This is a genomic window from Collimonas sp. OK412 (genome assembly GCF_900112135.1).
Classification (GTDB): Bacteria; Pseudomonadota; Gammaproteobacteria; order Burkholderiales; family Burkholderiaceae_D; genus Collimonas; species Collimonas rhizosphaerae.
In genome coordinates this window covers 42,378-66,283 of record NZ_FOLC01000011.1, presented here as the reverse complement: position 1 = coordinate 66,283, position 23,906 = coordinate 42,378, and the positions used below count along the sequence as shown (strand labels likewise).

The 23,906-nt window shown below is 60.9% G+C and carries 21 protein-coding genes; 11 read left to right on the top strand and 10 right to left on the bottom strand.

Annotated features, from left to right (window positions below; all coding sequences use genetic code 11):
• Position 1: 1 nt before the first annotated feature.
• The 3 genes from BM062_RS13365 to BM062_RS13355 are packed head-to-tail and all read right to left on the bottom strand — an operon-like array spanning position 2 to position 2,384.
• Positions 2-298 (bottom strand): DUF6587 family protein, encoded by a 297-nt coding sequence (locus BM062_RS13365; RefSeq protein WP_092397594.1) that lies wholly within the window; start codon positions 296-298, stop codon positions 2-4.
• A complete protein-coding gene (locus BM062_RS13360) occupies positions 295-2,133 on the bottom strand; it encodes a ferrous iron transporter B (RefSeq protein WP_092397592.1) in 1,839 nt (612 codons plus the stop codon). Before BM062_RS13360 ends, BM062_RS13365 begins: the two co-directional genes overlap by 4 nt.
• A gap of 11 nt (positions 2,134-2,144) precedes the next feature.
• Positions 2,145-2,384, bottom strand: a complete 240-nt coding sequence (locus BM062_RS13355) for a FeoA family protein (protein WP_092397590.1) — start codon at positions 2,382-2,384, stop codon at positions 2,145-2,147.
• 299 nt (positions 2,385-2,683) lie between these two features.
• On the opposite strand from BM062_RS13355, the gene BM062_RS13350 reads away from it, so the two are divergent.
• Positions 2,684-3,814 (top strand): ABC transporter substrate-binding protein, encoded by a 1,131-nt coding sequence (locus BM062_RS13350; RefSeq protein WP_092397588.1) that lies wholly within the window; start codon positions 2,684-2,686, stop codon positions 3,812-3,814.
• A 1-nt stretch (position 3,815) separates the two neighbouring features.
• Here the strand turns inward: BM062_RS13350 and BM062_RS13345 are convergent, their stop codons facing one another.
• From BM062_RS13345 to BM062_RS13315, 7 genes are read right to left on the bottom strand one after another with little or no spacing between them, the layout of a single operon-like run.
• A complete protein-coding gene (locus BM062_RS13345; protein ID WP_092397586.1) occupies positions 3,816-5,270 on the bottom strand; it encodes an aldehyde dehydrogenase family protein in 1,455 nt (484 codons plus the stop codon).
• Positions 5,264-6,973, bottom strand: coding sequence for a 5-guanidino-2-oxopentanoate decarboxylase (locus BM062_RS13340; RefSeq protein WP_092397584.1), 1,710 nt, complete (start codon positions 6,971-6,973; stop codon positions 5,264-5,266). Before BM062_RS13340 ends, BM062_RS13345 begins: the two co-directional genes overlap by 7 nt.
• A 28-nt stretch (positions 6,974-7,001) precedes the next feature.
• Positions 7,002-7,808 carry a transporter substrate-binding domain-containing protein gene (locus tag BM062_RS13335; protein WP_092397582.1) on the bottom strand — a complete coding sequence of 269 codons (807 nt, stop codon included), beginning with the start codon at positions 7,806-7,808 and terminating at the stop codon, positions 7,002-7,004.
• 48 nt (positions 7,809-7,856) lie between these two features.
• The gene (locus BM062_RS13330; protein WP_092397580.1) at positions 7,857-8,963 is read right to left on the bottom strand and encodes an ABC transporter ATP-binding protein; all 1,107 of its coding nucleotides are present in this window, start codon (positions 8,961-8,963) and stop codon (positions 7,857-7,859) included.
• A gap of 41 nt (positions 8,964-9,004) precedes the next feature.
• Positions 9,005-9,856, bottom strand: a complete 852-nt coding sequence (locus tag BM062_RS13325; RefSeq protein ID WP_092397578.1) for an ABC transporter permease — start codon at positions 9,854-9,856, stop codon at positions 9,005-9,007.
• Positions 9,853-10,710 (bottom strand): ABC transporter permease, encoded by an 858-nt coding sequence (locus tag BM062_RS13320; protein WP_092397576.1) that lies wholly within the window; start codon positions 10,708-10,710, stop codon positions 9,853-9,855. Before BM062_RS13320 ends, BM062_RS13325 begins: the two co-directional genes overlap by 4 nt.
• A gap of 24 nt (positions 10,711-10,734) precedes the next feature.
• The gene (locus BM062_RS13315) at positions 10,735-11,829 is read right to left on the bottom strand and encodes an ABC transporter substrate-binding protein (RefSeq protein ID WP_092397574.1); all 1,095 of its coding nucleotides are present in this window, start codon (positions 11,827-11,829) and stop codon (positions 10,735-10,737) included.
• Between the two features lie 388 nt (positions 11,830-12,217).
• On the opposite strand from BM062_RS13315, the gene BM062_RS13310 reads away from it, so the two are divergent.
• The 10 genes from BM062_RS13310 to BM062_RS13265 all read left to right on the top strand — a co-directional run bounded on the left by BM062_RS13310 (position 12,218) and on the right by BM062_RS13265 (position 23,898).
• Positions 12,218-13,108: a LysR substrate-binding domain-containing protein gene (locus tag BM062_RS13310; RefSeq protein ID WP_092397572.1), complete on the top strand. Its 891-nt coding sequence runs from the start codon at positions 12,218-12,220 to the stop codon at positions 13,106-13,108.
• 511 nt (positions 13,109-13,619) lie between these two features.
• The gene (locus tag BM062_RS13305; RefSeq protein WP_175500997.1) at positions 13,620-14,090 is read left to right on the top strand and encodes a transposase; all 471 of its coding nucleotides are present in this window, start codon (positions 13,620-13,622) and stop codon (positions 14,088-14,090) included.
• A 454-nt stretch (positions 14,091-14,544) separates the two neighbouring features.
• A complete protein-coding gene (locus tag BM062_RS13300) occupies positions 14,545-16,107 on the top strand; it encodes a glycosyltransferase (RefSeq protein WP_092397568.1) in 1,563 nt (520 codons plus the stop codon).
• Between the two features lie 12 nt (positions 16,108-16,119).
• On the top strand, positions 16,120-17,454 hold the full coding sequence (locus tag BM062_RS13295) for a glycosyltransferase (RefSeq protein ID WP_139220047.1): 1,335 nt from the start codon (positions 16,120-16,122) through the stop codon (positions 17,452-17,454).
• Positions 17,448-18,314, top strand: a complete 867-nt coding sequence (locus BM062_RS13290) for a class I SAM-dependent methyltransferase (protein WP_217647588.1) — start codon at positions 17,448-17,450, stop codon at positions 18,312-18,314. The genes BM062_RS13295 and BM062_RS13290 overlap by 7 nt, the downstream gene beginning before the upstream one ends.
• A 44-nt stretch (positions 18,315-18,358) precedes the next feature.
• Positions 18,359-19,552 carry an acyltransferase family protein gene (locus tag BM062_RS13285; RefSeq protein WP_092397566.1) on the top strand — a complete coding sequence of 398 codons (1,194 nt, stop codon included), beginning with the start codon at positions 18,359-18,361 and terminating at the stop codon, positions 19,550-19,552.
• Between the two features lies 1 nt (position 19,553).
• On the top strand, positions 19,554-20,396 hold the full coding sequence (locus BM062_RS13280) for a class I SAM-dependent methyltransferase (RefSeq protein WP_092397564.1): 843 nt from the start codon (positions 19,554-19,556) through the stop codon (positions 20,394-20,396).
• A complete protein-coding gene (locus BM062_RS13275) occupies positions 20,397-21,401 on the top strand; it encodes a GDP-mannose 4,6-dehydratase (RefSeq protein WP_305763969.1) in 1,005 nt (334 codons plus the stop codon).
• A 24-nt stretch (positions 21,402-21,425) separates the two neighbouring features.
• A complete protein-coding gene (locus BM062_RS13270; protein ID WP_092397560.1) occupies positions 21,426-22,397 on the top strand; it encodes a GDP-mannose 4,6-dehydratase in 972 nt (323 codons plus the stop codon).
• A gap of 7 nt (positions 22,398-22,404) precedes the next feature.
• A complete protein-coding gene (locus BM062_RS13265) occupies positions 22,405-23,898 on the top strand; it encodes a mannose-1-phosphate guanylyltransferase/mannose-6-phosphate isomerase (RefSeq protein ID WP_217647587.1) in 1,494 nt (497 codons plus the stop codon).
• Positions 23,899-23,906 lie beyond the last annotated feature (8 nt).

Here is a 23,906-nt window from a genome sequence, read left to right as displayed (position 1 = left end):
ATTATTCGCGCGAGCGCTCGCGGAATTGCAGCGGCTGTTCGTCGGCTGCCGGGGTTGGGCCGCAGCCGGTGGAACACGAGCCGCATCCGCTGCCGCAGCCTCCTGTTGAAGCCGCCGGTTGCAAACGCTTGCCGATCGCGCGCAATGCCGTCGGCCGCGAGTCGCTGCTGAGGGAATTCGCCAGGGCTCCTTGCCAGCGCTGGCTGGTGGCCGGCATCAGGCGGCGGCAGGCATAGACCAGGCTGGCGATCACGGCGGCGCCGATCACGATGGCTTGCAGCACGAGAAAGGGCGTCATGTCAGGAACCTCGTAATCTGATAGGTGAGGAAAGCCGCAAGATAAGCCAGGCCGAACAGGTAGGCGGTGGCGACGCCGACGATTTTCCAGGAATTGGTTTCGCGCCGCATCACCGCCAGCGTCGACATGCATTGCGGCGCAAACACATACCAGGCCAGCAACGCCAGCGCAGTCGCCAGCGACCATTGATGGGCGATCATCGGCCCCAGCTGCGAAGCGATGGCGTCCTCGCTGCCGGACATCGCATACACGGTTCCCAGTGCCGATACCGCAACTTCGCGCGCCGCCATGCCCGGCACCAATGCGATGCATATCTGCCAGTTAAAGCCGATCGGGGCAAACACGTATTCCAGCAGATGGCCGATCCGGCCCGCCAGGCTGTAATCGATGGCAGGCATGGCTGCACCTGGCGGCGGGCCGGGGAAGGTCGATAAAAACCACAGCAGCACCGTGAGCGACAGGATGATGGTGGTCACCCGGCGCAAGAAAATCAGCGCCCGTTCCCACAGGCCGATGGCGATATTGCGGGCGCCGGGCAGGCGGTATGACGGCAGCTCCATCAACAGCGCGTGCTCGCTTTTATCCTTGCGCACACGCTTGATGATCCAGGATACCGCCAGCGCACTGGCGATGCCGGCCACGTACAGCACGAACAGGACGACGCCCTGCAAATTGAACAGGCCCCACACGCTGCGGCTCGGAATGAAAGCGGCGATCAGCAAGGTGTATACGGGAAGCCGCGCCGAACAGGTCATCAGCGGCGCCACCAGGATGGTGGTCAGGCGGTCGCGCGGGTCCTGGATGCTGCGGGTCGCCATGATGCCGGGAATCGCGCAGGCAAAACTCGACAGCAGCGGGATGAAGGAGCGGCCGGTAAGGCCGGCCTTGAACATCATGCGGTCGAGCAGGAAAGCGGCGCGCGGCAGGTAGCCGGATTCTTCCAGCACCAGGATAAAGAAAAACAGGATCAGGATCTGCGGCAGGAACACCAGCACCGTGCCCAGGCCGCCGAAAATGCCGTCGCTCACCAGGCTGCGCAACAGGCTTTCCGGCATGGCGGCCGCAACCCAGGCGCCGACTGCGCCGACGCCGGCCTGGATCGCTTCCATCAGCGGCTGCGCCCAGGAAAAGACCGCCTGGAAAATGAAGAACATGATGGCCGCCAGCAGCGCCAGTCCGAACACCGGATGCAGCACCCAGCGGTCAATGGCGTCGTCGATCATCGATGTATTGCGCGGCATGGCGACAGCCGCCGCCAGCATGCTGCGCACCTCGGCGTGCAGATCGTCGCCGACGCTGCCGGTTGCCGCTGCCGGTGCGCCGGCCTGGTCCAGGTGCTGGATCAGGCCGCGCGCGCCGCCGCTGCGCACCGCCACGGTTTCAATCACGGGGATGCCGAGCCGGCGCTGCAGTTCCACGCGGTCGATGGTGATGCCGCGCTTGCGGGCGGCGTCCATCATGTTCAATGCCAGCACCATGGGCCGGCCCAGCCGTTTGACTTCCAGCACAAAGCGCAGGTGCAGGCGCAGGTTGGTGGCGTCGGCGACGCACACTACCAGGTCCGGCAGCGCTTCGCCCGGCATCTGGCCGAGGCAGACCTTGCGGGTGATCATCTCGTCCGGGCTGGTCGCTTCCAGGCTGTACGCGCCGGGCAGGTCGAGCAGCTGGAACACGCGCCCGGACGGTGCGGTGAAACGGCCTTCCTTGCGTTCTACCGTGACGCCGGCGTAGTTCGCCACTTTCTGGCGGCTGCCGGTCAGCTGGTTGAACAGGGCGGTCTTGCCGCAATTGGGGTTGCCTACCAGGGCGATGCGGAGGGAGGATGCACTAGACATGAGGCCGGGATTCAGGACGCTGGATTGACGTGGACCCGGTGCGCTTCGGCGCGACGCAGGGCAAAACGGGTAAAGCCGATCTGGATCATCAGCGGATCGGCGCCGACCGGGCCGCGCGCCACCAGGCTCACGGCTTCGCCATGGACAAATCCCAGCTCGCGCAGGCGCTTGGCGATCGGGTCCTGCTCCAGCACGTCTTCTACATATTCGATCACTGCGGGGGTAAACGGCGTCAAGTCACAAAGTCTCATACAAAAGCCATGATCAATAATCATTCTCATTATATACATTCACGGCCGTGGCTTGGCGAACAAAACAGGGGTGGAGAGGCTGTGCTGGCCCCATTCTTGCTCAGATGCCACTTTATTCCCTCGCCGGTTGGCAAAAATAGTGTGGCTTGCTTGACAGCATTGCCCGGTTTGCGTTTTACTTGGCGCAATTTTCTGCACCGCAACAAATTCTATCGATGGCTGTCGGTAGCGCTAACATCGATTGCGTGGAATTTTTTTGACTATTTATCAACTTGTCTCAACGAACGATCGGATTCTGCATGCGACTTCATAAAATACTTGCCCTGTCATCTTTGCTGCTGGCAAGCGCCTTCTGCCGCGCGGAGAGCGGCGTCACCGCCACTACCATCACGCTCGGACAGTCGGCGGCGTTCACCGGTCCGGCGAAGGAGCTGGGCAAAGGCATGCATGACGGCGCGCAAGCGTATTTCGACCAGGTCAACGCCAGCGGCGGCGTGTTCGGCAGGAAAATCGTCCTCAAGACCCTGGACGATGGTTATGAACCCGACCGCGCGGCGGCGAATACCCGGCAGTTCATCGAGCAGGACGACGTACTGGCCTTGTTCGGTTATGTCGGCACGCCGACTTCAAATGCCTCGATTCCGGCCTTGACCAAGGCCAAGGTGCCGTTCTTCGCGCCGTTTACCGGCGCCCAGTCGCTGCGCGAACCGTTCAACCGGAACATCTTCAATATCCGCGCCAGCTATTTTGCCGAGACCGAAAAAATCGTGCAGCAGATCACCACCCTGTCGCTGAAGAAGATTGCGGTGTTTTACCAGAACGACGCCTATGGCAAGGCCGGCCTGGAAGGCGTGACGCGGGCGCTGAAGAAGCGCGGCATCGAGGTTGCCGGATTGGGCACGGTAGAGCGCAACAGCGTCGATGTCAGCGCAGCCGTCGCCAAGATCCGCCAAAGCCAGCCGCAGACGGTGATCATGGTGTCGGCCTACAACTCCAGCGCGGCCTTCATCAAGGCCATGATTGCAGCCGGCAGTCCGCCGTCGTTCTGGAACATTTCATTTGTCGGCAGCCAGCAGCTGGTCAATGCGCTGGGCAAGGATGCCAGCGGCGTGCAGATTGCACAGGTGATGCCGGCTCCTTGGGATGAAGTCAACGGCATCGTCAAGGAGTACCGCAAGTACTACCTGCAGGACGGCAAGCGAGAGTGGGATTACGTCAGCATGGAAGGGTTCATTGCGGCCAAGGTCTTGGTGGAAGGCCTCAAGCGCGCCGGCAGCAGCCTGTCGCGCGAGAGCCTGGTCAAGGCCCTGGAGACCGTCAACCACTACGACGCCGGCGGTTATTTTGTCACATTCAGTCCGAGCAACCACAACGGCTCGGAATTCGTCGACCTGACCATGGTGGCCAAGAGCGGCAGGTTCCTGCACTGATTTATCCGGGCGCGGCCACGACCACGTGCTTGATCTCCTGGAATGCTTGCAAGCCCCAGGGGCCAAGTTCGCGGCCCAGGCTGCTTTTCTTCATGCCGCCCCACGACGCTTGCGGAAAAATCACCTGCGGGCTGTTGACCCAGACCAGGCCTACTTCCAGCGCCGCCGACACGCGGCTGGCGCGTTCGGTGTCCGCAGTCAGGACGGTCGCCACCAGGCCGTACTCGCTTCGATTGGCGATCGCAATCGCTTCCTGCTCGCTGTCGAAGGCATGGATGCATAACACCGGGCCGAAGATTTCCTCGCGCCAGAGCGGGCTGTCGAAGGGCACGTCGGCAAAGATCGTAGGCGCTACAAAATATCCCTTGTCCATGTCTTGCGCGGGCGTGCCGCCGGTAATCAGCTTGAGTCCCGCGGCCAGCCCTTGCTGGATGTATTGCTGCACTTTCTGATATTGCCGGCGGCTGCTCAAGGGACCCATCTGCGTTGCGGGATCCATCGGATCGCCGACCCGGATGGATTCGACGCGCTGCTTGAGGCGCGCCGTGAAATCCTCGGCGATGCTGCGCTCGACCAGCAGGCGCGAGGTCGCCGAGCACATCTGTCCGGCGTTGAAAAATATCCCGCCGCAGACAATATCCAGCGCCAGTTCCAGGTCGGCGTCGGCAAACAACAGCGCCGCCGATTTCCCGCCCAGTTCCAGGCTGATCCGCTTGAGGTCGTCGGCGGCGGTTTTCATCACCGCCTGGCCGACCGCAGTGCTGCCGGTGAAGGAAATTTTGCGGACCGCGGGATGGGAGGCGAGCGCCGCTCCGGCCTCAGCGTCGCCGGTGACCAGGTTGAAGACTCCGGCCGGCAATCCGGCCTGGCCGATGATGGCCGCCAGCGCCAGCTCCGGCAATGGCGTTATCTCCGACGGCTTGAGCACCACCGTGCAGCCGGCCGCCAGCGCCGGCGCCACTTTCCATGCGGTGGTCACCATGGGAAAATTCCACGGCACGATCAGGGCCGCGACGCCGCAAGGTTCATGCCGCAACGTTGCGGTAAAGCCGGCGCCGGGCAGGGCTACCGGCTGATCCTGGCGGTCATCGAGCTGTTCCGCCAGTTCGGCGTAATAGTTGAAGGTGGCGATGACGTCGCCGACATCGATCAGCGATTCGCTCAGGGGTTTGCCGTTGTTGGCGGTTTGCAGGTGCGCCAGCTGTTCCTGCTGCTGTTGCACGCCGCCGGCGATTGCACGTAAAAAGGCGCCGCGCGCGCGGCCGGGACTTTTGCCCCATCCTGCCTGGGCGGCTGCAGCGGCCGCGACGGCGTCGTCGATATCTTGCGCGGCGCCGAAGGCGACCTCGGCCAGCGCTGTTTCGGTCGCCGGATTGAACACGGTTTCCGTGCGGCCGGAACGGGCGTTGCACCAGCGGCCCGCGATGTATAGCTGGTGCGGCGGTTGGTTCAGCATTGTTGCTCCTGGCCGGTCCATTCGATTTCCCCGATTTCAATCAGGGTCGGCCTGTTGGCTGAGGCCGCCAGCCGCAGGGCGCCGGCCAGTTCCGCCGCTGTCGCCACATGCTGCGCCGCGCAGCCGAAGCCGCGTGCAATCGCCAGGAAATCGGGCGTGTAGATATCGACGCCGACGGGTTCGATGGTGCGGTTTTGCATGTACTTCTTGATTTCTCCGTAGCCGTTGTTATTCCACAGCAGGATGATTACCGGCACGCCGGCCTCCACTGCGCTGGCCAGTTCCGGCAAGGTAAATTGCAAGCCGCCGTCGCCGATCAGGCATATCACCGGGCGGGCGGCCATGGCCAGCTTGGCGCCTATCGCAGCCGGCAGCGCATAACCGAGGGTGCCGTATCCGGTCGAGGAATTGAACCAGCTGCGCGGCGTCGCGGCGTCGAAGGTGATGTTGCCGGTATACACCGGCTGGGTAGAATCGCCGACGTAGATCGCATCCGGCAGCGCGCTCGCCACCACCTCCAGCATGCGATGCTGCATGCGGGCCGGGTGGTCAAGGCTGGCGTCGATTTCGCCGCGCAAGGTGGCCACGCGGCTGCCGCCCCATGAGGCGTCGGGCCGTGCCGGTTCGGATGGCGACGGCAGTTGCTGCATCAATCCCTGCAGTGCGCCGGCGGCGTCCGACAGCAGCGTCAGCGATGGCGGATAGTTGCGTGCCAGCTGCTGGGCGTCGATATCGATCCTGATCAGTTTGCCCGGGATGCGGAAGCCGCCGTCGAACACGGTGTCATAGTCGGTTTCCCCGAGTTCGGTGCCGATTGCCAGCACCACGTCGGCCTCGCATACCAGTGCGCGGGTCGCGGCGGTGGACTGGTTCGAGCCGAGCAGCAGCGGATGCCGCGGCGGCAGCAAGCCCTTGGCGTTGATGGTGAGCGCAGTCGGAGCCTGCAGGCGCTCTGCCAGCTGTTGCAGTTCAATGCCGGCATTGACGGCGCCGCCGCCGGCCAGGATCAGCGGACGCCTGGCCTGCTGCAGCATTGTCGCCGCGGCGGCTACGCTGCGCGGATCGGCGCACGGTTTCGCGCTGCGCACCGGCATGGCGACGGACACATGCGCGGCCGGGGCGACGATCACATCCAAAGGCATTTCGATATGCACCGGCCGCGGACGGGCGCTGTCGAACACGGCGAAGGCGCGTGCCAATACTGCCGGCAGTTCGTCGGCGCTCATCAAGGTATGCGAGAACGCCGTCATCCCGGCAAACACGCTGCGCTGGGACGGCAATTCATGCAGCATGCCGTTGCCATTTCCCAGGTGCTGGCGCGCGTTGACGCTGGAAATGACCAGCATCGGGATCGAGTCGGCATAGGCTTGCGCCATCGCGGTAGCGATATTGGTCATGCCGGGGCCGGTGATGATGAAGCAGACGCCGGGTTTGCCGCTTACCCGTGCATAGCCGTCGGCCATGAAACCCGCCCCCTGTTCGTGGCGCGGCGTGATGTGGCGCACCTTGGATTGCGCCAGGCCCCGATACAGCTCGACGGTATGGACCCCGGGAATGCCGAACACCAGTTCGACCCCGTAGTTTTCCAGCAGCTTGACCAGCACTTCGCCACAGCTTGTGCTTGCAGGGGCGATCGTCAGCGCTCCGCTTTTGGATGGGCCGGCGCCGGTTTTGCCTATTTCAGTACTCTCAAGTCGTTTCATTTTTTTTAGCGGTGGCGTAGCGTTACAGTTATAAATCGGCGGGCAATGGCAGCCGCAGCCATTTCTGCGAAATCTTGTTCAGGCTGCCGTCTTTCTTGGCCTGCACGATGGCCTGGTTGATCTGCTGCGTCAGGCGCGCTTCGTTCTTGTTGAAGCCGACGTGATCCGGCGAGCTGAACAGCTGGAATTTTTGCTGTATGCCGGCGGCCGGATTCTTGGCCATGATGGTGGCGCCGACATCGTTGCCGACCACCATCAGCTGTGTTTGTCCCGACATGAAGGCCGAGATGGCGCCGTTGGCGTCGTCAAAGCGTTTGATGGTGGCGCCGGCCGGCGCTGTTTTCGAGATGCTCAAGTCTTCCAGCGTGCCGCGGGCCACGGCGATGGTTTTGCCGGCCAGGTCAGCACTGTTCTTGATGGCCAGCTTGGGCCCGCCGAAGACGGCCAGGTAGTACGGCGCGTAGGCGTCGGAAAAATCAATCACCTTGGCGCGCTCCGGGGTCTGTCCTACCGACAGCAGCAGGTCCACCTTGCCGCCGGCAAGATAAACCATGCGGTTGTCGCCGGTGACTTGCACCAGTTCCACCTTGGTCTTCAATGCCTTGCCGATCAGTTCGGCCATGTCGATGTCGTAGCCGAGCGGCTGCATGTCGGGGCCGATCGAGCCGAACGGCGGGTAGTCCATGAAGACGCCGATCCTGACCTTGCCGCTCTTGGCGATGGTGTCGATGGCGTCGGCGTGACTGGGAGCGGCATGCAGCATGCCTGCTGCGAGCAGCAAGGCGGCGCCCAGCTTGCACAGGCGGCGGTTCAGGAGAGCTGGCAAAAGGTTCATGGTGTTTTCCAGTGAGTGAATGGATGCATCGTTCGGCGGCATTCCAGGTCAGGCGGCCAGCCGGCCAGGGCTGGCGTCGATCAGCTTGCAGGCATGCGGCGGTAGGGTGGCGAGCACCGAACTGCCGATTGCCAGCCCCGGCACTTCGCGCGGGCTGGTGGCTACCGTCAGCGCAAAGCCGGCGCAATCTACGGTGGCTTCCAGCGATGAACCGACGTCGCGGATAAAACTCACCTGGCCGGGCACGCAATTGTTGCGGATGCTGGCGTGAAGATCCTTGTGCGCCTGCGGTTCGCTGATTTTCAGGCAAACGTCTTCCGGCCTGATCAGCAGGCGGATGTCCTGGCCGGCGCTGGCTTTGCGCGGGCCGCCGATGTCGATCAGCTGGCCGCCGGCCAGCCGTACGCATTGCTCGCCGCTCGGCACCGCTGGCAGGATGTTGCCGAGGCCGATGAAGTCGGCGACAAATTCGTTGACCGGATCCCGGTACACTTCCAGCGGCGAACCGATCTGGGCGATCTGGCCTTGTTCCATCACCACGATCACGTCGGCCATGGTCATTGCTTCGCGCTGGTCGTGGGTCACCATGATGGTGGTGATGCCGAGCCGTTGCTGCAGCAGGCGGATTTCAACCTGCATGGCTTCGCGCAGCTTGGCGTCGAGCGCGGACAGCGGTTCGTCCAGCAGCAACAGCTTGGGCGCGGACGCCAGGGCGCGGGCAATCGCTACCCGCTGGCGCTGGCCGCCGGACAATTGCGCCACCGGCCGGTCGGCCATGTGCGGCAACTGGATCAATTGCAGCAGTTCGTCGACGCGCTGCTTCTGGTTTTGCTTGCCGGCCTTGCGCAAGCGCAGCGGATAGGCGATGTTGCCGGCCACGGTCATGTGCGGGAACAGCGCCAGCGACTGGAACACCATGCCGAAATCACGTTCGCAGGCCGGCACGTGGGTGAGGTCCTTGCCATCCATGCTGAGACGGCCGCTGGTCGGCGTCTCGAGCCCGGCGATCATGCGCAGCAGCGTGGTCTTGCCGCAGCCGGACGGCCCCAGGAAACATACCAGCTTGCCTTCGGGGATGCTCAGGTTGACGTGCTTGACGACGTGCACAGCGCCAAAGTGCTTGTTGACGTTTTCGATAATTAGTTGATTGCTCATATTGTTCTCGTCAGGTTGGAACGTATTGCTTCACGATTCGGCTAGAGCGCCACGCCATCATCGCCCACCAGTTTTTCCAGCAGCCAGATCAGGCCGAAATCGATCAGGACGATGAATACGGCGAAGGAAAAGACGGTCGGGTCGAGCGACGATACGGTGCGGCTGTACAGCCATACCGGCAAGGTCATGGTATCGACGTCGTACAGGAAAAAAGTCACCGTGAATTCGTTGAAGGAGACGATGAAGGCGAACAGCATCCCGGCCAGGATGCCGGGCCGCATCAGCGGCAGCACCACGTCGAACATGGCGCGCAGGGGCCGTGCTCCCATCAGGTAAGCCGCTTCTTCGAATTCCGGGCCGATGCCGGCAATCGACGCCGCGCAGTTCTTGACCGCGAACGGCAAAGCCAGGATCACATGGGCGATGACGAGCCGGAAAATGCCCAGTTCGACCGGAAAATAATTGAACACCAGCAGCAGCGAAATGCCCAGCATCACCAGCGGATACACCATCGGCAGGGCAATGAACTGCTCGACTACGGCCTTGCCGGGAAAGTTGAAGCGATTCAGCGCATAGGCGGCGGGAATGGCCACTGCGGCGGCGATCAACATGGTCGCGAACGCCACCATCAGGCTGGTGCCCAGCGCCTGTCCCATCGACAGCACGTCGCTGGCGTCGGGCGACATGAAGGTGTGCCAGGCTGCGCGATACCACTGCAAGCCGTAACTCGGCGGCGGAAAAGCCAGCGTGTCGGAAGCGCCGAACGACATGATGATCATGGTGATGATCGGCATTGCCGCCAGTATCAGCACCACTGCCGCCAGCACGCCGGTGAAACGGGTGAGCTGGCCGGGCAGGGCGCGCCGCAGGAACGGCAGGGTAAATGTAGTCATCGTGTATTCCCCAGCATCTTCCGTGAACGATGCACCAGTTTCTGCGACAGTGCCATCACCGCCAGGGTCGCCAGCATCAAGACCACGCTGGTGGCGGATGCCGCCGGCCAGTTGAGCAAGGGCGTAATCTGGTCGCGCACCAGCACCGCCAGCATCGAGACCCGGCGTCCGCCGAGCAGCAGCGGCACGGCAAAGGCGCTGGCGTTGTAGGCGAACACCAGCAAGGCGCCCGACAGGATGCCCGGCATCGCCAGCGGCAGCAGCACGTGGCGCAGGATTTGCCAGCGGCTGGCGCCCATGGTGGCGGCGGCTTCTTCGTAGCTGCCGGAAATCGCTTTCAGGGCGCTGGCCATCGGCAGCGCCGCCAGCGGAAACGCGGTTTGTATCAATCCCAGCAAGACGCCGTTTTCGCGATACAGCCATTGCACCGGGCGCTGCACGATGCCCAGCGCCAGCAGCGAATTATTCAGTACGCCGCCGGGGCCAAGGATGATCAGCCAGCCATAGCTTTGCAGCAGCAGGTTTACCAGCAAGGGCAGCAGCACGCCGGTCAGCAGCAGACGCCGCGCCAGCTTGGATCTGGCGCGCGCCATGGCGATCGCTACCGGGATCGCCAGCAGCACCGCCAGCACCGTGCTCTGGAACGCCAGGCGCAAGGTGAGCCAAAGCGACTTCATGTAATAAGGCGTCGCCAGGTCGGCGTAACTGCTCAGCGAAACGCTGCGCCATTCATCGCCGTTGCTGCCGACGCTCATGCGGATCACCGCCAGCGCCGCTGCCGCCAGTACTGCCAGGAACAGCAGCACCGGCGCCAGCAGCAGCCACGGCCGCGCATTGGAGTCTTGATCGAGCATTGCTTTTACCTTTGCCTGTAGCGGTTAGGCCGAAAAGATCTCGGTATAGCGGCGCACCCATTCGCTTTGCACCACGGCCAGCGCCTTGTCGTCGTGGATCTGCGCTTTTTCGGCGATCTGCCTGGCGCTGGGAACATAGCGGCTGCTGTCGGCCGGTATTGAGGCCTTGGTGTTCACCGGGCCGTTGAGGACGTCGGCGGCCATCTTGCCTTGCACCACCGGATCCAGCGTATGGTTGATGAAGGCGTGGATCAGGTCGAGGTCGCCCGGATGCGATTTCGGAATCACCGTGTACATCAGCTGCGCCGCAAAACCTTCCTTCATGTCATAGGTGACGCCCATCTTGTATTCCGGTTTCTTGATCGCGACCGGGAAGAAGGCTGGCGAGTAGATGCCGCCCAGGTCCAGCGCATTGGTGCGGAACAGTTCGGCTACCTGGTTCGGGTTTTCGCCGAGCATCAGGATGCGGTCCTTGAGCAGCGCCAGTTTCTTGAAGCCGGGGTCGATGTTCTTTTGCGAGCCGCCCGACAGCTTGGCGGCAATGATGGCAAGGTCGACTGCCTCGACCCAGCTTGGCGGCGGCAAGAAGATGCGGCCGCTGTATTTCTCGTCCCAAAGCGCCTCGTAGCTGGACGGCGCGGCCTTGAAGGTCGAGGTGTTGTAGATCAGGCCGTTGGTCCACAGCAGGTAGCCGACGCCGAAGCCGTTGGCGCCGCTGCGGTGCTGGGGGGCGACGTCTTTCAGGTTGGGCAGGCGCGCCAGGTCCGGCTGCATCAGCAGGCCGGCATCCGCCAGGCCGGAAGCGCCGACACCTGCCAGCGTGATCACATCGTATTGCGGTTTGTTGCCGGCAGCCTTGAGCTTGGCCACCATGCCCGAGGTGCCGTCGGCGCGGTCGGCGATCACTTTGGCGCCGGTCTTTTCAGAGAAGCTGGCGGCGATATTGCGCAACGCCGCCAGGCCTGTGTCATCTGACCAGGTCAGGAAACGCAGCGTCTTGCCTTTGAAGTTCTGTTCCTGTGCAAAGACGTTCACAAATGGTGCGGATAACGTGGATGCGGCAATCGATGCACCAATTGCCTTGATGACGTTGCGTCGTTTGGTATTTGTATTTTGCATGGCTTGCTCCTGCTGTAAAAGTATGGAAACAACGATTGGATGCCTGTGGCCAGATTGATCGGCGTTATCCCGGGATGCAAGAGATGTGCCAGATGCTGCTGTAAGGCATTAGTTTTAATGATGGCTAAGATGCGTAAAGCTGATGCCTGCGAAGGCAGGGCGTAATTGCGGCAGGTGCGAGCTTGCAGCAGGAAGCTGGTGGCTTTTGGGTAGGGCGCATTTGTCTCTCTCCGGTATCAGGAAATGTATTTTCTTTGTGAAGTGTCCCTGCGGGATCTGCTCACTTTTTTATGCTTGCTATTCTTGGGCATTGCCCGGGCCTTCACAAACGAAATATAATCATAGGAGCCATGCATTTTCCTGTTGGCTTTGATCTCCGGAGACGCCCATGCGCAAGTTGCCGCCCTTGAATGCCCTGCAAGTCTTCGAGACTGTCGCGCGCCATCAAAACATCACGCATGCCGCCAACTACCTTTGCCTGACCCAAGGCGCGGTCAGCCGGCAGATATTGATCCTGGAAGAGTATTACGGCTTCCCCCTGTTCCAGCGCCATGCGCGCGGCCTGACGCTGACCGAGGAAGGCGAGCTCCTGCTGCCCGCAGTGCGCGAAAGTTTCGCGCGGATCGAAGAGATATCGAACCGGCTGACGCGGCAGCGCACCGACCTGGCGTTGAAAGTGCCGACCTGCATCATGCGTTGGATCTATCCCAAGATCATGCTGTTCCAGGCTGCCTATCCGGATATCCAGCTGCAGGTCACGACTGCCCTGCAGCACAATGTCGACTTCCAGCGCGAATCGTTTGACGCTGCCATCGTGTATGGCGCGCCGACCGGCAAGGATACCCATTCGCTTTTATTGTTTACCGAACAGCTGACGCCGGTATGCTCGCCTGCAATGCTCAAGGAGCAGCCGCACCTGGAGCCGGAGCAGTTGGCGCAGCAGACTTTGCTGCATCCGACCAGGGATCACCGGGACTGGGAAATGTGGCTGCGCTTTGCCGGCGTCAAAGGCGTGGACGCCAGCAGCGGCCAGAGTTTTGAAACGCTGGACCTGGCGGTGAATGCGGCCGCGCAAGGATTCGGCGTGGCGATAGGCGACTGTATCCTGGCCAGCGACGACCTTGAGATGCAGCGGCTGGTGAAGCCGTTCGATTGCGTGATGCCGGGGCAAAGCTATTATTTCGTTTACCCGGAAAGCGTCGCCAACCAGCAGAAAATCACGATCTTCCGCGAGTGGATCGCCCAGCACTGCATGGAGCACGCCGCGCCGCTCGCCTGAGCGGCCAGCTCGCGTCAGTCCGGCCACCATTCCTTTTTCGCGGCTAAGCCCGGCGCCGACGTATCTGTACCTTGCGTGCGAAAAACTCCTGGCGATATTTGCCGGTTTCAAAGACGGCGATTGCACACTCATTGTTAACGTTATGCGCCTGGACACGCGAAGTTGCCGGCGACTCTGCAAGAAACCGGCAGCCAGAAAATATTAATGAGAAGAAATAGTTAAATCGGCTTTGTTTTCCATGGGAAATAATAGGTGTGTATTTAGCGTCATTAGACGGTTAAATTTTGTTAATTTGTGTCAACGATAGTTAAAGATTGAGTTTTCCAGTAGTTTCATGCGGCTCTTGCTTTTACTCTTTGCTTGCATGCTGACGCCGGATTTAACAAACCGGTGAATGTGTAGCGTAGGGGTAACCGACTGGATCTGGACAGGCAATTTCCAAAAGAAAAAAAGATTTGCCGTAAGGCAATTCTACGCGCTTGTTCATTTTCAACAATCAAAGAGTAAACCGATGCAGAAAATTGATGGCGTTCTTCGAGATGATCAGTGGGACAAGCTGGAACCTTTATTGATCGGACGGCCTGGAGATTCCGGGATGTGCGGCCGCGACAATCGCCTATTCATGGAGGCGGTGTTATGGGTTGCGCTGAAATCAGGCTCATGGAGCAACCTGTCGCCCGAATTCGGCCGCTGGAGAACCAGCTACATGCGGTTCCGGCGCTGGACCAAGGCTGATGCCTGGCGGCGCCTGGCCGAAAACCTGGTTGACGACCTGGAATTGCAAGCCATGCTGGGGGCCATCGTCACCCTTGGCGACGAACACACCCGCCTGAACACGGAAAGATCGATCAGGCGCACCAACGTGAAAATCTATGGACGCGCCCTGGCTTCCGCTGCAGGCGCCAACGCAAAACCGGCACGCGCCGACGAATTGTCGTCGTCGTGGGTGTGGCTGGTTACCGACGACAGCCAGACTGGCTGATCTTCAATAGCAAAGCCCCGGCTGCAGGCGCTCATCGTGAAGCGCCGGCGCGGCCGGCGTCATCTGGCATCACGCGCCCAATGCTGGCGGATGTTGATATTGATGCAAATCTTTTTTCCTGAATCGCCACCCGTAAAGCCATTCCTGGTTGGGTAGCTGGCGCCGAAAATAACTCAAAGTTACATTAAAGCACAATAGGGTTCCCGCTCTAAAGGAGTGCCGCATCGCACTACCTTCGTGCGGTATCAGGTATTATCGGCAACCATAGGGAGAGTGTTTGACGGGAAACTTTCTGGGCGGCGCCATTCGGTTGCCGCGGCACTTCCTCGGTGTAAATAACAAAGAATGGCCCCGCCTAAGGGGCTGAGACAAGTCTGAAAAGCAATATGCCGAAGCCGCAAGCGGCCCTGGCAGTGGTTTGGACGATTAACATTCGATTAAAAGTACGATTTTGATGAATTTCATTCTGTATTCGGATATTGGCGAAAGCACGATCGATAAAAGCCTTGGTTTGCCAGAGTACAGCTATTACTTTGTCTTGAAAGCCTTTCGCGCCGCATTGGCGGAACTCGGGACGGTCACGCTGGTACGGCGTCCGGAAACCGAAGTCGACCCGCTGTTTGAAGAATGCCGGCAACGTGGAGAGGAATGCGTGTTCCTTTCCTTTTCCCCACCCAGCAAGACCGCGATCGACCTCAAGTGTCCTACGGTGTCGGTGTTTGCCTGGGAATACAGCAATATCCCCAACGAGCAGTGGGATGAAGATCCCCGCAGCGACTGGCGCAACGTGTTTGCCCGCCATGGCAGGGCTATCACCTTGTCCGGTTATACCGCACGCGCCGTGAAAGACGCCATGGGCCAGGAATTCCCGGTGCTGGCGGTGCCGGCCCCGCTGTGGGAGCAATTTGCCGGCGCCCGCGAGCGGCTGGGAAATCCTGCACTTGGCGGGTCAAACGAGATTCGCTTGCGCGGCACGGTGATCGATAGCCGCATGCTCGGCTTGTCGGCCGATGGCTTGATCGCCAACGCGGCGCAGCCGGCCGCAGTGGAGCCGCTCCCCGCGACGGCGCCGCCGCCAGCGCCGGCTCCAGCGAAAAACCTGCGCTACCGGCTGGGCGCCACCAAGCGCCATCTGCTGGGCTGGTACCGGGATGTATTGCGTGATCTGCTGCCGCTGTGGCTGGCCAGGACACTGGCGAGCGGAGGCCGCAAGGGTTATGCCGTGATACGGCCGGCGCCGCAGCCGCAGCCGGACTTGCCTGCCACGCCGCCGCCGGTGGTGGCGGCGCCGGAACCGGAAACCGCGGTCAAACTCGACGGCGTGGTGTACACCTCGGTGTTCAGTCCCACGGACGGCCGCAAGAACTGGTTCGACATGGTGACCGCATTTTGCTGGACTTTCCGCGAGGTCGAGGATGTCACGCTGGTGCTGAAAATGAACGAACGCGACCTGTCCTCCTATCGCACGACCTTGATGACCCTGCTGTCGCAGTTGGCGCCATTCAAATGCAGGGTAGTGACCTTGCATGCTTTCCTCGACGATGACGCTTACGAACAGCTGATCGGCGCCACCACCTATTATGTCAATACCTCGCTGTGTGAAGGCTTGTGCCTGCCGCTGATGGAGTTCATGAGCTGCGGCAAGCCGTCCATCGCGCCTTCGCATACGGCGATGGCCGACTATATCGACGAGCAGGTCGCCTTTGTGGTCAAGTCCGGACTGGAGCAGAATGTCTGGCCGCACGACCCGCGCGACCTGTTTCGCACCTTGCGTTATCGGCTTGACTGGTCCTCGATTTGCAGCGCTTACCGGGATAGCTACCAGGTGGCCCGGCAGGCGCCTGAAACCTATGCGCAGATGCGCGCGCATACCCTGCAGCGGATGCAGTCGTATGCATCGGTCGATGCCGTCAGGCGGCAGTTGCAGGGCTTCTTCCATCAAACCGGACGCAGCCCCGCGCTGCACGGCGCTGTACGCGACACGGTTCCCGTGGCGCTGGCCAGCCGCCTGACCTGAAGATAGCCGCACATGATCATCATCGTCTACTCGGAAACCGACGCCGGTTCGATTGAAAAGAACCTGGGTTTGCCAGAATACAGCTACTACTTCGTGCTGAGGGAATTCCGGCCGCTGCTGGAGCGGCTCGGGATCGTGGTCGCGGTTACCGACCCGGCGCGCGAAGTCGACGCGATCTACCGCAACGCCAAGGCGCACGGCCAGGACTGCGTATTCCTGTCGTTTTCGCCGCCGCACAAGACCGTGACCGGCCTGGAGTGCCCGACCATCCCGGTGTTCGCCTGGGAATTCAGTACCGTGCCGCAGGAGCCGTGGCAAGGCGAGCCGCGCCATGACTGGCGCACGGTGTTCAGCAAGCTCGGTAGCGCCATTACTCATTCCAATTACACTGTCGCCACGGTGCGGGCGGCGATGACGCCGGCGTTCCCTATCGTTTCCGCGCCGGCCCCGGTGTGGGACCGGTTTGCCGGCCTGCGCCGCTCGGCGATATCGGCCGGCGGCGTCGAGCTGCAGGTGGCGGGCACCGTGATCGATACCCGCAGCGCTGATCTCGCGCCGTTCGGACCGACCCATAAGCATGATCCCAAGCCAGACCTGATCCGGCCGGCCGCGCTGGCGCGGCTGCAGCCGCAGCAGCTGCAGCTCGACGGCGTGGTGTACACCTCGGTGTTCAATCCGTATGACGGCCGCAAGAACTGGTTCGACATGATTGGCGCGTTTTGCTGGGCCTTTCGTGATGTCGCCGATGCGACGCTGGTGCTGAAACTGACCCACCACGATATCAAGAACGCGGTCGACGCCTTGCTCGAGGATTTGCACAAGGCCACTCCTTACCGTTGCCGCGTGGTGCTGATCCACGGTTACCTGGCCGATCCCGAATATGAAAAACTGGTGGCGGCCACAAGCTATGTGGTGAATACCTCGCATGGCGAAGGGCAGTGCCTGCCGCTGATGGAGTTCATGTCTTGCGGCAAGCCGGCGATCGCCCCCGACAATACCGCCATGGCCGACTATATCGACGCCGACAACGCATTCATCATCGCTTCCAGCGAAGAGCCCAGCCACTGGCCGCATGATCCGCGCCAGGCGTACCGGACCTTGCGCTACCGGATTGACTGGGATTCCTTGCGCGCGGCTTATCAGGACAGCTATCGCGTATTCAAGCAGGATCGGACTCGCTACGAACAGATGGCGGAGCATGCGGTGCGCAGCCTGCAGCAGCATTGCTCGCAGGCGGTGATCGCGGAACGCCTCGGCGCCTTCCTGCTGGACCACGCGCGCTCTGCCGGCGCCGGCCAGCCCGCGCCCGCCAGCCGCAGTACCGATGATGCGGCGCCGGTATGCTGAAGATACTGTCAAGCTTTACGGCCTTGTTCAAGGATAAGGCGCCAGCCGCGCCGGTCCTGCCGCCATTGGTTTCGGAACAGGGCGTTGTCGATTCGCGCATGTGCGGCCTGGTCGACGCCTTGCAAAGCGGCTGGTTCAACCATGCCAGCGGCGAACTGGCCAGCGGCTTCCGGATCGGCGCCGAGGACGTGGTGCTCGACGTCGGCTGCGGCGACGGTGCGGCGACGCTGTTTGCCGCGCGCTGCGGCGCCGAAGTGATTTTTTCCGATACCGACGGCGCCAAGATCGAACGCCTGGCGCGCCAGGTCAAGGCGGTCCCGGCGCGCGCCGCGCAAGCGCTGGTCTGCGATACCGATCCCTTGCCGCTGGACGACCGGCGCGCCACGCGCATCATCGCGATGGAGATGCTGGAACATGTCGACCATCCGGCGCAGGTGCTGGCGGAGCTGGTGCGTGTCGGCCGGCCCGGCGCGCTGTATTTGCTGACGGTGCCCGATCCGGTCGGCGAACATGTGCAGCAAGGACTGGCCCCGGCCTCCCATTTCCAGAAGCCGAACCATATCCATATCTTCGAACGCGAGACGTTCGCCGCCCTGGTCGCCGAAGCCGGACTGGTGATCGAAAGCCGCCAGTCTTCCGGTTTCTACTGGAGCATGTGGATGTGTTTGTACTGGGCCAGCGCGACGCAGCAGGAAGGCGCTACGCTGGACCAGATCAAGGCGCCGTATCCGCCGCTGCTGGATGAGTGGGCGCAAACCTGGCATCAGCTGCTGACGCTGCCGGGCGGCGCCAAGGTGAAGGACAAGCTGGATGGTTTCATGCCCAAGAGCCAGCTGATAATAGCTCGCAAGCCGGATTGACGGACGACGCCCAGTACAGGATCAGCAAGGAGAGCAGGCCAGACATGAATCGACGGATTTCAGATATTCAATTATTGCGCGGAATTGCCGTGCTGTTCGTGCTGGTCGAACATACCCAGTTCAACCTGTTTGGCGAGCCGAACCGGCTGCTGACCTACATCTACCCGAATTTCGGCGGCTGGACCGGAGTCGACCTGTTCTTCGCGATTTCCGGTTTTGTCATCGCGCGCGACCTGATCCCGCGCCTGGCGCGCAGCGACGGCCGCCAGTTTTCGACCATGCTGAGTTTTTGGGTGCGGCGCGCTTCGCGCCTGTGGCCGTCGGCCTGGCTGTGGCTGGCGCTGATCCTGGTGGCTGTCGTTGGCTTCAATCGATCGGGCGCCTTCGGCATAGTGCGGACCAACCTGGACGCCACCCTTGCCGGGGTTTTCAACTACGGCAATTTCCGCCTGATGGCGACCTTCGGCCGCTCCGAATACGGCGCCAGCTTTCCGTACTGGAGCCTGTCGCTGGAAGAACAGTTTTACCTGCTGCTGCCGTTCGCCGTGATTATCTTCCGGCGCTGGCTGCCGTGGGTGCTGCTGGTGCCGCTGTTCTACCAGCTCTACGCGCACCGGCACTACGACCTGTTTCTGATGGCGACCCGTTCGGATGCGCTGATGCTGGGCGTGCTGCTGGCGATCTGGAGCCAGCATCCAAGCTACCGCTGGTTCGAACCGGTTTTCCTGAAAAGCCGGCGGTGGCTGCGCTGGATCGTGTTGCTGCTGCTGGTGCTCGGCCTGGGAGCGATGGGTTCCTATCGCTTTGCCGAATTCCGGTTCTGGGTCGGCGTGGTGGCGCTGATCTCGGCCCTGCTGGTGTTCATCGGTTCTTACGACCAGGACTACCTGATGCCGGACAACCCGTTGAAGAAGGTCTTCCTGTGGCTGGGCAGCCGCTCCTATGCGCTGTACCTGACCCATATACCGGCTTATCTCGCCAGCCGGGAAATCTGGTTCCGGATCGAACCGGTGAATACCGTCTTCGCCAAGAATTACAACGGCCGCCTGGCGCTGACCGCGATTGTGCTGGTGGTGATTTTCAGCGAGCTGAATTATCGCTTCGTTGAAACGCCGTTCCGCATCCGCGGCAAACTGCTGGCCGATCGCATCAATTTGAGTCCAGGCTGGTTCCAGGCATGGCTGGGGCGGTTCCGCAATCGTCCGTCGATCGCCGCCGCCGATAGCGAGAAATCCTAGCATGCGTAAATTGATCAACAGACTGCTCGGCGGCCGGCAGGCCATGCAAGGCAAGGCGATCGTGCCGCAGGTTGCGGCGGCGCCGCGGGTGCCGGAAGCCAATCATTTTGACATCGGCCTGAAGGATGCCGGCTACGACGGCTGGTATCGGGTCGACAGCGGTGAACTGTATGAAGGTTTTGCGATCAGAGCCGAGGATGTGGTGGTCGACGTTGGCTGCGGCGACGGCGGTTGCGCATTGTTCTGCGCCAATCGCGGTGCGCATGTAATCGTCGCCGACATCGACGCCGTCAAAGTGGCCGCCACCACGCAACGCCTGAGCGGCACGCCGGCACGCGAGGTACAGGGAGTGGTGAGCGACGCCAATCCGCTGCTGTTGCCGGATGGCGTGGCCAGCAAGATCATTTCGATGGAAGTGCTGGAGCACGTCGACGATCCGGCGCAATTCCTGCGCGAGCTGGTGCGCATCGGCAAGCCTGGCGCGCAGTATTTGCTGACGGTGCCGGATCCGGTAGCGGAACAGCTGCAGGTCGGGCTGGCGCCGGAGGTGTATTTCCAGAAACCGAATCACGTGCGCATCATCCAGCGCGACGAATTTGAAAAGATGGTGACAGATGCCGGCCTGGTGGTTGAACGGCATGAATACTGCGGCTTCTACTGGTCAGTCTGGTGGCTGTTTTTCTGGATTTGCAAGGTCGATCTCAACAACGCCAGTCATCCTTTGCTGGATAACTGGGCCAAAACATGGGAGGCGTTGATGGACACTCCGAACGGTGAACATGTGAGGCGGGCATTGAACGATTTGATGCCGAAAAGCCAGGTAGTCATTGCGCGCAAGCCATGATTGGCGGCGCAGCATGGCATTGAGCAGACAGCAAAGGAGCGGTTACATATGAAACGACTATTTGTTACCGGGCAATCGGGGTTTGTCGGCCTTGCCTTTGAACGCATGCGGACACATATTGCAGCTGCGCATGGCTGGGAGCTGATATCGGCCAGCAGTCCTTATGACTTGCTGGAGCCGGCAGCTTTGGGCCCCGTAATTCAGCAGGCCCGTCCAGACGCCGTCATCCATCTTGCCGGACAAACCTTTATCCCGGAAGCATTCCGCGACCCGGCGCATACCCTGGACGTCAATCTGAAAGGAACGCTGCACCTGCTGCAGGCACTGCAGCGCAACAATTTCAACGGTACTTTCCTTTACGTGAGTTCGGGCGACGTGTATGGCAAGGTGGATACTGAGTCGCTGCCGATCAGCGAGCAGATGCCGGTGCGTCCGCAAAATCCCTATGCAGTCAGCAAAGCGGCGGCTGAACTGCTTTGCTATCAATGGAGCTGCAGCCAGCCATGGCGCATCCTGGTCGCGCGGCCGTTCAACCATATCGGTCCGGGACAGCGCGACGATTTCGTGGTTTCCAGCGTTGCACGGCAGCTGGCGCGCATCCGCCAGGGTCTGCAGGAGCCACGCATACAGGTGGGCGACGTCGACGTCAGCCGCGACTTCCTGGATGTCGAAGATGTCATTTCTGCCTATCTGGCATTGCTGGAGAATGGCCTGAACGGAGAAACCTACAATGTCTGCTCAGGCAAGGAATACCTGATCCGCGATCTGATCTCCAGCATGCTTTACCTGACTGAGATCGATGCTCAAATCGAACAGGATCCGGCGCGGTTGCGGCCATCGGACTTACGCAGGGTCAAGGGCAGCAACCAAAAAATCACGCAGGCAACAGCATGGCGGCCCAGCATTCCGATGCAGCAGACTCTGCTGAATGTTTTATCAGACTGGGAGAGCAGGGCAGCGGCAGAGCATGCAGCTCAAGTTCATTTGCGTGACGAAAAAAATTAGAACAGACACATGGAGAAACAGGTAATGACAAAAACAGCATTGATTACCGGCGTGACCGGGCAGGACGGCGCCTATCTGGCCAAGCTGCTGCTTGACAAGGGCTACAAGGTGCACGGCTTGCTGGCACGGCGCAGCAGCGACACGCTGTGGCGCTTGCGTGAATTGGGCATTCTGGAAAAATTGCAGTTTGTCGAGGGCGACCTGGCTGACGCAACTTCCGCCATCCGCGCTGTGTGCCAGTCGCGGCCGGACGAAATCTATAATCTTGGCGCGCAAAGTTTTGTCGGCACTTCCTGGAATCAGCCAGTGGTGACAGGCATGGTGGATGGCCTGGGCGTCACGCACATGCTAGAAGCCATCCGTCAGTTTAGTCCCGAGGCACGGTTCTACCAGGCATCTACCAGCGAAATGTTCGGCTTGATCCAGGCCGAACACCAGGATGAAAACACTCCGTTCTATCCGCGCAGTCCGTATGGCGTGGCAAAACTTTACGGTCATTGGATTACCGTCAATTATCGCGAGAGTTTTGGCTTGCATGCATCCAGCGGCATTCTGTTCAACCATGAATCGCCTTTACGCGGAATCGAGTTTGTTACGCGCAAGGTGACTGACGCAGCGGCGCGGATCAAGCTCGGCAAGCAGCAGGAGCTGCGGTTGGGAAATATCGACGCCAAGCGCGATTGGGGATTTGCCGGCGACTACGTCGAAGCGATGTGGCTGATGCTGCAGCAAGAGCGGGCCGACGACTACGTGATCGCTACCGGCGTAACCACCAGCGTGCGGGAAATGTGCCGTATCGCCTTTTCTCATCTCGATCTGAATTACGAAGACTACCTGGTGATCGATCCGCAGCTGTTCCGGCCGGCTGAAGTGGATGTGCTTCTCGGGAACCCGGCGAAAGCGCACGATAAACTGGGCTGGAAGCCAAGAACAAATCTGGCGCAACTGATGCAGAAAATGGTCGATGCAGACATGCGTCGCGTAGCTAAAGAATAAGGGGGAGATGAAGATGCGTACGCCAGAACCCGGTATTCCATTGACAGCAACGGCGATCATCGTTCCGGTGGTGCTTTCGGGTGGTGCAGGCACCCGTTTGTGGCCGGTATCGCGGGAAGGACATCCGAAACCCTTCATCAAACTCCCGGACGGCAAGAGCCTGTTGCAAAAGACTTATCAGAGAGTGGCGCAGCTGGGCATCCGCGGCGATATCTTGAGCGTGACGAACCGGGATTATTATTTCCAGAGCAAGGACGAATTCGTTTCGGCCGATCTGGGCTCGCATTATCGCCCGCATTTCATCCTGGAACCTTCCGGCCGTAATACCGCGCCGGCAATCGCGGTCGCTGCGCTGTCGTTGCGCGCGCTGCACGGCGACAACACCATCATGGTGGTGATGCCGGCAGACCATTTGATCAAGGATGTGGAGTGTTTTACTGAAGCCGTGCATCATGCGGTAGAAGTCGCCAAGCAAGGTTATCTGGTTACATTCGGGGTTCGCCCGTTGACGCCGGAAACCGGCTTCGGCTACATCGAATGCGGCGCCCAGATCGACGGCGCCGGGGCGGCGCAGGTTAGCCGCTTCATAGAAAAGCCGGATGCCGAACGCGCTGCCGGCTTTGTCGAAAGCGGCCGTCATCTGTGGAACGCCGGCATATTCTGTTTCTCGGTGTCGGTTTTTTTAAGCGAGCTGGAAAGGCATGCACCTGAAATCCTGGCGCAGGCGGCTGCGTGCGCCGAGGCCAGCCCGACGGCTGCGTCGGCCGGCGTCTTGCTGCAGGAACTGGATGGCGACAGCTTCATGGCGATGCAGGATATCTCCATCGATTATGCGGTGCTGGAACGCTCCGACCGGGTGGCAGTCATACCGGCCGGTTTCGATTGGAACGATATCGGTTCCTGGGGCGCCCTGCGGCAACTGGTGGAACCCGACGAACAGGAAAATCGCGTACTGGGCGAAGCTGTGCTGATCGACAGCCGGAACAACTACATATATTCCGAGCAGCGCCTGGTGGCGACGGTCGGCGTCAATAACCTGATCGTGGTGGATACGCCAGACGCCCTTTTGATTGCGCACCCGGATCATGTGCAGAATGTGAAGAAAGTCGTGCACCAGCTCAAGAGCACCGAACACGCCACTTATAAACTGCATCGCACCGTGTTTCGGCCGTGGGGCAGTTATACCTTACTGGAGCAAGGACCCAATTTCAAGATCAAGCGCATCGTTGTCAAGCAGGGCGCATCGCTCTCATTGCAGATGCATCATCATCGCAGCGAACACTGGGTGGTAGTGCATGGCATGGCCAAGGTGGTCAACGGTGAGAATGAAATATACGTCAATACCAACGAATCGACCTATATTCCTGCCGGCACCAAACATCGCCTGGAAAACCCGGGTTTGCTGGAACTGGTGATGATCGAGGTGCAGAGCGGCGCGTACTTGGGTGAAGACGATATCGTGCGCTTTGACGACAAGTATGGCAGGTGCAAGCCATGCTGAAAATGCAG

Bases quoted from the DNA above. Each gene is read 5' to 3' on its own strand.
- BM062_RS13330 (WP_092397580.1), bottom strand. From the start codon at position 8,963: ATGAGCAATCAACTAATTATCGAAAACGTCAACAAGCACTTTGGCGCT.
- BM062_RS13290 (WP_217647588.1), top strand. From the start codon at position 17,448: ATGCTGAAGATACTGTCAAGCTTTACGGCCTTGTTCAAGGATAAGGCG.
- BM062_RS13270 (WP_092397560.1), top strand. From the start codon at position 21,426: ATGACAAAAACAGCATTGATTACCGGCGTGACCGGGCAGGACGGCGCC.
- BM062_RS13320 (WP_092397576.1), bottom strand. From the start codon at position 10,710: ATGCTCGATCAAGACTCCAATGCGCGGCCGTGGCTGCTGCTGGCGCCG.
- BM062_RS13310 (WP_092397572.1), top strand. From the start codon at position 12,218: ATGCGCAAGTTGCCGCCCTTGAATGCCCTGCAAGTCTTCGAGACTGTC.
- BM062_RS13325 (WP_092397578.1), bottom strand. From the start codon at position 9,856: ATGACTACATTTACCCTGCCGTTCCTGCGGCGCGCCCTGCCCGGCCAG.
- BM062_RS13335 (WP_092397582.1), bottom strand. From the start codon at position 7,808: ATGAACCTTTTGCCAGCTCTCCTGAACCGCCGCCTGTGCAAGCTGGGC.
- BM062_RS13280 (WP_092397564.1), top strand. From the start codon at position 19,554: ATGCGTAAATTGATCAACAGACTGCTCGGCGGCCGGCAGGCCATGCAA.
- BM062_RS13295 (WP_139220047.1), top strand. From the start codon at position 16,120: ATGATCATCATCGTCTACTCGGAAACCGACGCCGGTTCGATTGAAAAG.
- BM062_RS13305 (WP_175500997.1), top strand. From the start codon at position 13,620: ATGCAGAAAATTGATGGCGTTCTTCGAGATGATCAGTGGGACAAGCTG.
- BM062_RS13315 (WP_092397574.1), bottom strand. From the start codon at position 11,829: ATGCAAAATACAAATACCAAACGACGCAACGTCATCAAGGCAATTGGT.
- BM062_RS13350 (WP_092397588.1), top strand. From the start codon at position 2,684: ATGCGACTTCATAAAATACTTGCCCTGTCATCTTTGCTGCTGGCAAGC.
- BM062_RS13365 (WP_092397594.1), bottom strand. From the start codon at position 298: ATGACGCCCTTTCTCGTGCTGCAAGCCATCGTGATCGGCGCCGCCGTG.
- BM062_RS13340 (WP_092397584.1), bottom strand. From the start codon at position 6,973: ATGAAACGACTTGAGAGTACTGAAATAGGCAAAACCGGCGCCGGCCCA.
- BM062_RS13285 (WP_092397566.1), top strand. From the start codon at position 18,359: ATGAATCGACGGATTTCAGATATTCAATTATTGCGCGGAATTGCCGTG.
- BM062_RS13300 (WP_092397568.1), top strand. From the start codon at position 14,545: ATGAATTTCATTCTGTATTCGGATATTGGCGAAAGCACGATCGATAAA.
- BM062_RS13360 (WP_092397592.1), bottom strand. From the start codon at position 2,133: ATGTCTAGTGCATCCTCCCTCCGCATCGCCCTGGTAGGCAACCCCAAT.
- BM062_RS13345 (WP_092397586.1), bottom strand. From the start codon at position 5,270: ATGCTGAACCAACCGCCGCACCAGCTATACATCGCGGGCCGCTGGTGC.
- BM062_RS13355 (WP_092397590.1), bottom strand. From the start codon at position 2,384: ATGAGACTTTGTGACTTGACGCCGTTTACCCCCGCAGTGATCGAATAT.
- BM062_RS13265 (WP_217647587.1), top strand. From the start codon at position 22,405: ATGAAGATGCGTACGCCAGAACCCGGTATTCCATTGACAGCAACGGCG.